Source organism: Vibrio sp. 10N.261.52.A1 (genome assembly GCF_002876325.1).
In the GTDB taxonomy this organism is placed as follows: Bacteria; Pseudomonadota; Gammaproteobacteria; order Enterobacterales; family Vibrionaceae; genus Vibrio; species Vibrio chagasii.
Genome location: NZ_MCYD01001052.1, coordinates 1 through 8317, shown reverse-complemented (window position 1 = coordinate 8317; position 8317 = coordinate 1). Strand labels below are relative to the sequence as shown.

Genomic DNA, 8317 nt, shown 5'->3' with positions numbered 1-8317 from the left:
GCGATGAGAACGCAGTATCTATGCTAGTTCGCTTAAGCATTCCGGCCGAAACACCTGAGCAAAGACAAGCCTTTATCCGAGATGGCGGCATACCAGAGCCAACTTACGGTGGTCAGCTACAAGACTTTGCGCTTCAAGGGGTAAAACCAGAGGGTAAAGTAAACATTAGCTACACGGATGTACCTGTTACCTTCAAAGACGGCACGGTCGTTATTCTGCGTAAACCGATTTTAAAAATTACTGAGCTTGCGTTCGGTGAGATGCATCCTAAAACTGAATTCTCAGCTCGTGTTGCGCCACCAATGATCGGCCTAGGTTTGCTCGAGAGCATTCCACAAGATACGATTCTTGGCTTCGCGAAGCAGCAAGCAGCGGACAACCAAGGTGTAACAGGCAAAGCCAATTACGTTCTTGACGTTCAAACTAACGAGATGGCGTTGGGTCGATTTGGTTGGAAAGCAGGGCAACCAAACCTAATGCAGCAAAACGCAGCGGCATTTAATGGTGATTTAGGTTTAACAAGTAGCTTGTTCCCGAACGAAAACTGCACATCAGCACAGTCAACCTGTGATGATTTCCCTAATGGTGGTGAGCCAGAAGTCAGCGATAATATTCTCGACTTTGTTGAGTTTTACTCTCAGCACTTAGCGGTTCCAATTCGTCGAAATGTTGATGATCCTGCTGTTGTTCAAGGCAAGAAACTGTTCAAAGAGATTGGTTGCCAAAGCTGTCACCAAGCTGAGATTCGTACCGCTAAGCGCGACGGTTTACCTGCACTCTCTAACCAGTTAATCAGCCCTTATACCGATATGCTGCTGCATGATATGGGTGAAGGCCTAGCGGATAATCGTCCAGAGTATCTAGCGAATGGACGTGAGTGGCGAACCACACCATTGTGGGGTTTAGGGTATACAAAAGAAGTGAATGGCCACACCTTCTTGCTGCATGATGGTCGAGCAAGAAACGTGATGGAAGCTGTGCTATGGCACGGTGGTGAAGCTGAGATAGCGAAACAGAAAGTGTTGTCACTAAGTCGTAGCGAACGTGAAGCACTGCTGGTGTTCTTAGATTCACTATAAGCTAACTTGAACTCATTTGAGCCAGAGGCTTGATGAGCGAAACAAGTAGCGAATAAATGACTGACTGCCGCTGAACTTGTAGAAATACGAGCTCAGCGGTCGTTTTCATATTTGATGAACTCATATAATTAAAAGAAAAATTAGGAAGTAAGGTAACAGCATGGCTCAAAAATTATTGTTAATGCCTTTGTCGGTTTTAGCCATGGCAGGCTGTCAATCATCAGGGGAGCAAGTTGCTTCGTCTGAGGTTAACGGTGTGTCTTATCAAGCCGACACGACAAGTCATATTAGTCGTAGTGTGTATCAACAGGAGTTTGATTCAGCAGTACTATTCGCTAAGCAATCGAGCGAATTAGAAGCCTTGATGCAAGGTTACTGTGAAGCAAATAACGTCGAGTTAGATGCAGTTAAAAATCAGTGGCAGCTCACCATGAACAGTTGGATGGCGCTGCAAGGACAAGAACGTGGTCCAACGGCGGCATTAGAAGAGAGCTGGAATGTTCAGTTCTGGCCAGACAAAAAGAACACGACGGGTCTTAAGATGCGTCAGTTGACGCAACAGAACAAAGCCTGGACACAAGACGAAATCGCGCAACAAAGCGTGACAGTTCAAGGTTTAGGCGCGTTGGAATGGTCACTTTATGACGAGCAATCGCCACTGATTAAAGATAAAGCATCGGGCTGTTTGTCTTCACAAGCAATTGCACAAAACTTGGCAATGAAATCAGCTTCAATTGCTGAAGCTTGGCAAGTTAACCCATGGCTAGCCTTGGACGAGATGCGTTGGGAGTCGGAATACATCGCACTACTGACCAACCAACTTGATTACAGCATGAAAAAGCTGAGCCGTCCGATGGCAAAAATTGGTCACCCGCGCCCTTATTTCTCAGAATCATGGCGTGCACAAACCTCGATGACTCAACTCAAAGCCAATGTAGCGGCACTTCAGAATCTGTACATTGCTGATGGCAATGGCCTAGACGGATTATTGAGAGAGAAGGGCTTAAACGCACTTGCAGATCGTGTTGCTGACCAGTTCACATTGACGCTAGATACCTGGCCTACTGATTCAAGCTTGTTTGAGTTATTACAGAGTAAAGAGGGTTACCGCGAGGTGCTGACTCAGTACAACAAACTTGAGCGTTTGAAGTACCTGATTCATGAAGAAGTGGCGATAGAACTTGGCGTGGTAATAGGATTTAATGCTACCGATGGTGACTGATACTACACGAAGAACCTTACTGAAAGCAGCACTGGGTTGTGCTGCTGTACCAGTGCTGCCGTTCGGATGTGCTAGCCGTTCAGGTGAAAAAGCATCGAGCAAACCTCAGTTGATTGGCTGCGCACTTAATGGTCGAGGTCAGTATTCCGCGGTTGTTGCTGATGAATATGGCATGCCACTGAACCAGCTACCTATCCCTGAGCGCGGTCATGGTGTCGCCATTTGTCCAACGTCATCCCATGCGGTGGTGTTTGCTCGTCGCCCTGGTGACTACTTTATGGTGTTTGACTACAAAAGTGGTGAGCAGATAAAAATGGTAGTGAAGGGTAACAACCGTCACTTCTATGGTCACGGCGTTTACTCGTTAGACGGTACTCTACTGTATGCGACTGAAGGGAAAACGGACACAAGCCAGGGCGTGATTGGCGTCTATGATGTTGCGCAAGGATACCGTAAGGTCGAAGAATTCACCGGTTTTGGTATTGGCCCTCACGAAGTGATTATCATGCCTGATGGTAATCTTGCTATCGGCGTTGGCGGTGTACACACTGATGGTCGAACACCGAAAAACTTGGATTCCATGCAGCCTAGTTTGAGCTATGTTTCATCGCAAGGTGAGCTGCTTGAACAGGTTGAATTGCTGGATAAGAAGTTAAGCATTCGACACTTAGCGCATGATGGGGCAGAGACAGTACTTTGTGGCCAGCAATATCGCGGCGAACCCGATGAATATCCTTCACTTTTAGCGATGCATACTAAAGGCGGTGAGTTCGAATCCTTGAATGCAGAGCCAGAGCAATGGGCACGATTTAATCACTACATTGCAAGTATTGCCGCGTCAGATGATTGGATTATCGCCACCTCACCACGAGGCAATTGCTACGGTATTTGGTCTAAACAAACCAAAGAGTTAGTGGAATTATCGGCATTATCTGATGCTTCTGGTGCTGTGCTACTTGATGGTGAATTTAGGTTGAGTTCTGGGGCGGGTAGTGTGGTTAGCCAACGTAAGCCTTATGAGAAATCAAGCCAGCAATCATCCGTCCAGTGGGACAATCACTGGTCGTCAATTTGATGCATATACTGTCTTAAAAATTAACATGCTTACTCCAATTTCTTTGCCATACTTATGGGATTAGTGGTGATGGAGTAAGGCATGTTAGCGAGATACTTCTTTGGTTTATTAGTACTAGTTTCCGTAAGTACATGGAGCTATACGAGTTCTGAAGAGCGTCGGTTTATTCCGGCAGATTCAGAGCTCTCTTTCATGCTGATATACCCTGAACTTACCCAGAGCATTTACCAAGATACCTCATTTCCATTTTTGTGGGACTCTCCCGAGCTGGTCAAGGCGTTTGAATTCCAGTTATCGCTGATTGAACAAGCGAAGATGGCCCCGCTTTTTGAGCGACAGCTTAAACAGATTCGCCAATACCAATCTCGTCAGCAGTGGCAAGAGTTAGACATACTACTGACTGACACCTTCATCTATTATTTGAGCTACGTTGAGAATGCGCCAATCATAGGTAAGGAGTGGTATTTCTCTGGGCAGCTGCACTCTAAATTGCCCGCGCCTTCACCTCATATTGTTATGAGACTTAAAAGCAGCGTCGCCAATGATTACTTATTGGAGATGGTGTTGTCTTACGCGCCACCGGTTGGCGATTTTGACCAATTCAAAGCAACCTATTCTGTTTTAAACACGGCATCTGAGCTTGGTATTGAACGTTACCACCAGAAAGGCCTAAAACGCTTGGGAGATAAGCTTTCAGATAAAGCAACACTGGTCGAGCGCATTGCATTGGTTGGCGTAGATACTTCAATGATCGCTGTCGACTCCCCTCGGTTTGATCGAGACTTGCAAATCGCGACCAAAGCCTTTCAGCGTATGCATGGGATTACCGCGGATGGGATTATCGGACCAGACACGATCAAGTGGATCAATATGGGCTTTGATGATCGACTCACTTCCCTAGCATTGAACGCCGAGCGTGCCCGTTTATGGCCAAGAAATCGAGACTCACTGATTGTGGTGAATGTACCTAGTTTTGATATGAAGTACTGGGAAGGCGGGGAAGAGGTTTTCGAGTCTAAAGTCGTGGTTGGAAGAAAATCGAGAAAAACGCCACTCTTAGAGATAAAACTTGATTCGGTTATCTTAAACCCGACTTGGAACGTGCCATGGAAAATCATGGTTAAAGATATCTTGCCTAAAGTAAAAGCCGACGAGAGCTATCTTGAAACACACAATTTTCAAGTGATCGATGGTTGGCGTTCGATGGAAACCGTCGACACTACCAAGATTGATTGGCAGACAATCAACTTCAACTCTTTCCCTTATCGAATGCGCCAACAAGCAGGCTCTAGCAATGCATTAGGTTTGTACAAGTTCAATACACCCAACAAGCGAGCCATCTATCTCCATGACACCCCAAGTAAAAGCTTGTTTAACGATGACTTCCGCGCCTATAGCTCAGGTTGCATTCGTGTTGAGCATGCCGAGGAACTCGCTGAGTTGTTATTTGCGACTAAGGTAAAGAAAGTACCCAATCAGGATGATGAACTTGCTCCCAATACAAAGGTTCGACTCAAGAAGCGAATTCCGGTACACATTATTTACCAAACCGTGTTGTTTGAAGAAGAGGGCATACAGTACCGTGGCGACATTTATCAATACGATAAACAGGGTGGCTAATGACAGATATGCATAGAATGGTGATCTTGACCAAAAAATGACAACTAACCTTCTATTGATAAAATTGTAATGAGTATCAATAACTAACCGTGCAAAGGTTACAAATACTAACGTTTTGCACGTTTTTTGTGCGTTGACGCAGCAATCCCCATTATGTATCGTGCGTTTTTTGTTCGATCTAATTGGGTTTTCTTGCTGTATGTCTCAAAGTTTATTTTCACGCCGTCAGTTCCTGACTTACGCTGGTGGTACTGCTGTTGTTGCCTCACTTACTCCTTCTATTGCCTTTGCTTCATACCCTGATCAACCAAGAACGATTAGCATGAACAACCTCCACACTGGTGAAAGGTTAGAGAGCTGCTATTTCGATGGCACTAACTATGTTGGTGATGAGATGGCGCGCCTTAGCAAACTATGTCGTGACTTCCGCCGTAACGAAATATACCCAATGGATAAGAACCTTTTTGATCAAATCACTCAGATTCAAAATATCTTAGGCATTCAAAAAGAAGTTCAGATCATCTCTGGCTACCGCTCTCCAGCAACCAACGAAGCATTACGCTCTAAGTCGAGTGGTGTTGCTAAAAAGAGCTACCACATGCTTGGTAAAGCGATCGATTTCCGTATCGATGGTGTTGATTTGAAAGAGTTGAGAGACGTAGCAAGAAGCCTACAAGCGGGTGGTGTTGGTTACTATGCTCGCAGCAATTTCATTCACATTGATACTGGCCCTGTGCGAACTTGGTAGAGCAAGACTCAATGGGTGAGCAAAGCGGTAGGTACTTGTCAAAGTAGACATCCAATGTCATAGTTTGCCCAAATTTCAGTTTGCCCTCTAAGGTTTGTATATGTCTCTTAAGTATCAAGTTGTACCTGTTACCTCTTTCGCTCAAAACTGCTCGATTGTATGGTGTGATGAAACCATGGAAGGTATCGTTGTTGATCCAGGTGGTGACATTCAACAGCTAGCTGCAATCATCGAAGAGCTGGGCGTTAAGGTAGTGAACTTGGTGCTGACTCATGGTCACTTAGATCATGTGGGGGGTACGGTGCCACTTTCTGAGATGCTGAAGGTAGAGATTGTTGGCCCACATAAGGCAGATAACTTCTGGCTACAAGGCCTAGAGAATCAAAGCCAAATGTTCGGTTTCCCACTGTGTAAAGCGTTTGAACCAAACACTTGGTTAGAAGAGGGTGACAAAGTAACGTTTGGTAACCAAGTTATCGATGTGATTCATACTCCGGGCCACACACCCGGCCACGTGGTACTGTTTAGCGAGCAAGCTCGTTTAGCGTTTGTTGGTGATGTGTTGTTTAACGGTGCCATTGGTCGTACTGACTTCCCGCAAGGCGATTTCAACACGCTTATCACATCAATCAAGACCAAGCTTTGGCCACTAGGCAGCGATGTAACTTTCGTTCCGGGTCACGGACCTGAATCGACATTCGGTCGTGAGCGCGCTTCAAACCCGTTCGTAGCAGATGAGATGCCTCTGTACTAAGTCAGTTATTGAATACCAAAACGATTGAAAATGAAGCTTAGCTTTTCTTCTGAAAGCTAAGCTTTTTTTATGGTTCATTGCGGGTTAGCGTGAACATTCACTTCTATAGCTTTGAGTGTTAATTAGAAATACGTTCGGCAGCGGCTAGGTAGCGCCTAGCAAGGCCCACAAACTCTTCCCCACTAATATTTAGGTCATTGGTTGATATAAAAATATCGTAGCCGTGAAAACCTCTTTGATATTTCATTCTGTTAGCGAGCATCGCCTGTAGTCCAGAGTAATTTTTGATGACGGCTTTCTCGTCATTTGACGTTTTAGAGGGTTCAGATGTAGCTTGTGTTTGGCTGTTACTAAAATAGCTCTCTTCAGTGTTTTCTGATTCTTTCAATTTACTTAGCTCTACACAGCCAGCTTCAGTACAGCGGGCGTGGTAATGCGAAGAGTCGAGAACCATGTCTTCAAACTTCGATTCTTTCCCTGCTTGTTTGGCACCTAAATACAAAAGTGCACGCTGGCTGAGCAGTAGTTCGCAGGTGATTTTAGGGCAGATGGAATCCAAGTAGGGTGAGTAATCTTTGACCTTAATACCGATCCAAGGAAGAGGTTGATGCCATCCATCTTGTTCATAAGTACACAAGCCGATTTTTTGGATATTACTCCATTTTAAAACCCACCCGCCCTTATAAAAATGCTGCTGAAAATGTGTTGGTGTGAGTGTGAACATCACTCTGCTACGTAGCATTAAATAATAGCCTGTTCCAAGCAACGTAATAATGCAAAAAGCGCCTACGATCAGTAACTTTGGATTGTCGCTATAAAGTGCAATGATGAAGCAAATAAAGCCTAAAATAACAGCTAGAATACGGTATGAGCGAGTGAACGAAGGCAAAGAGAAATTAGTGAGATGACGAGTGTCCATAGGCAACACCAAGTTTTCATATTTTTGTCTGGATGGATAACCAGTGTATATGACCCTGAATTGATAAGTCGATGTTTAAATAATAGACGCTAGTAGACAATATCGGTATTTTTCGTCGACTTTCGACGCTTCACTCTACAAATAGCTCCTGTTTTTTGGTATAAATCGCGCTTCAAATTTTCACCACTGCGAAAAGAGCAGTGAACTGGAGAAATATTCAATGAGACTTGCTCATAAGCGTAAGGTGCAGGCTAAACTGCAGAAACGCACTAAAGCGGCTGTAGTTAAAGCAGTGGCAACGCCGAAAAAAGCGAAGCCTGTCGCAGAGAAAGTTGTAGCAGAAAAAACTGTAGCAGCAAAACCAGCGGTAGAGAAAACAGTAGCAGCAACTAAAGAAGTTGCAGTAGCACTGACTCCTAAGCAACAACAAGTTCTAGACATCGTTGTTAGCAATGCTGAAGGCATTAACCCTAAAGGTATCGGCCTAGCAGCTGGTCAAGAAGACGCGAAAGCAGCTTCATGGGCAACAGGCGCATTGAAAAAACTTCTTGAAGAAAACCTAGTAGCGAAAGAGCAGCTAGCAGGTAACAAGGTTATCTACAAAGCTATCTAATCCCACGGGATGATATTCGCTTCGTTAAGTTTTTAAGCCTCGATTATCGAGGCTTTTTTGTATCTGAAAGGTGCTGAATAACTCCTTTACTTTTCCCACTCTAAATATCCTCTTAACTTATTCACGATAACTTCCAATTTTGTTTCTTATCAGCGAGCACTAAAGTAGGGCGGATCAACCGATAAATGCGGATGACTCTCCCTAAAATGCAGCAACGACTAGAGCTTCATCACGAAATGGGAATCAATTGTTAATACGGGTACATTGTAACTACTTAGGTATTTATC

At 44.6% G+C, this 8317-nt stretch carries 8 protein-coding genes; 7 read left to right on the top strand and 1 reads right to left on the bottom strand.

Annotated features, from left to right (window positions below; all coding sequences use genetic code 11):
* From BCT81_RS22825 to BCT81_RS22800, 6 genes are all read left to right on the top strand, one after another.
* On the top strand, nucleotides 1–1079 hold a 1079-nt coding region (locus tag BCT81_RS22825), incomplete at its 5' end, for a di-heme oxidoredictase family protein (protein ID WP_102425953.1).
* A 160-nt stretch (nucleotides 1080–1239) separates the two neighbouring features.
* Nucleotides 1240–2301, top strand: a complete 1062-nt coding sequence (locus BCT81_RS22820; RefSeq protein ID WP_102425952.1) for an imelysin family protein — start codon at nucleotides 1240–1242, stop codon at nucleotides 2299–2301.
* Nucleotides 2291–3376 carry a DUF1513 domain-containing protein gene (locus tag BCT81_RS22815; RefSeq protein WP_029405353.1) on the top strand — a complete coding sequence of 362 codons (1086 nt, stop codon included), beginning with the start codon at nucleotides 2291–2293 and terminating at the stop codon, nucleotides 3374–3376. Before BCT81_RS22820 ends, BCT81_RS22815 begins: the two co-directional genes overlap by 11 nt.
* A gap of 81 nt (nucleotides 3377–3457) precedes the next feature.
* Nucleotides 3458–4996: a L,D-transpeptidase family protein gene (locus tag BCT81_RS22810; protein ID WP_102425951.1), complete on the top strand. Its 1539-nt coding sequence runs from the start codon at nucleotides 3458–3460 to the stop codon at nucleotides 4994–4996.
* Between the two features lie 199 nt (nucleotides 4997–5195).
* On the top strand, nucleotides 5196–5744 hold the full coding sequence (locus BCT81_RS22805) for a YcbK family protein (RefSeq protein WP_102425950.1): 549 nt from the start codon (nucleotides 5196–5198) through the stop codon (nucleotides 5742–5744).
* Nucleotides 5745–5844: 100 nt separating this feature from the next.
* Entirely contained in the window at nucleotides 5845–6498 is a 654-nt protein-coding gene (locus BCT81_RS22800; protein WP_004740188.1) for an MBL fold metallo-hydrolase, read from the top strand.
* Nucleotides 6499–6616: 118 nt separating this feature from the next.
* Here BCT81_RS22800 and BCT81_RS22795 read toward each other — a convergent pair whose 3' ends face one another.
* The gene (locus BCT81_RS22795) at nucleotides 6617–7417 is read right to left on the bottom strand and encodes a DUF2982 domain-containing protein (RefSeq protein ID WP_102425949.1); all 801 of its coding nucleotides are present in this window, start codon (nucleotides 7415–7417) and stop codon (nucleotides 6617–6619) included.
* A 220-nt stretch (nucleotides 7418–7637) separates the two neighbouring features.
* Here BCT81_RS22795 and BCT81_RS22790 point away from each other — a divergent pair, with 220 nt between their 5' ends.
* Nucleotides 7638–8030, top strand: a complete 393-nt coding sequence (locus BCT81_RS22790; RefSeq protein ID WP_004740184.1) for a hypothetical protein — start codon at nucleotides 7638–7640, stop codon at nucleotides 8028–8030.
* Nucleotides 8031–8317 lie beyond the last annotated feature (287 nt).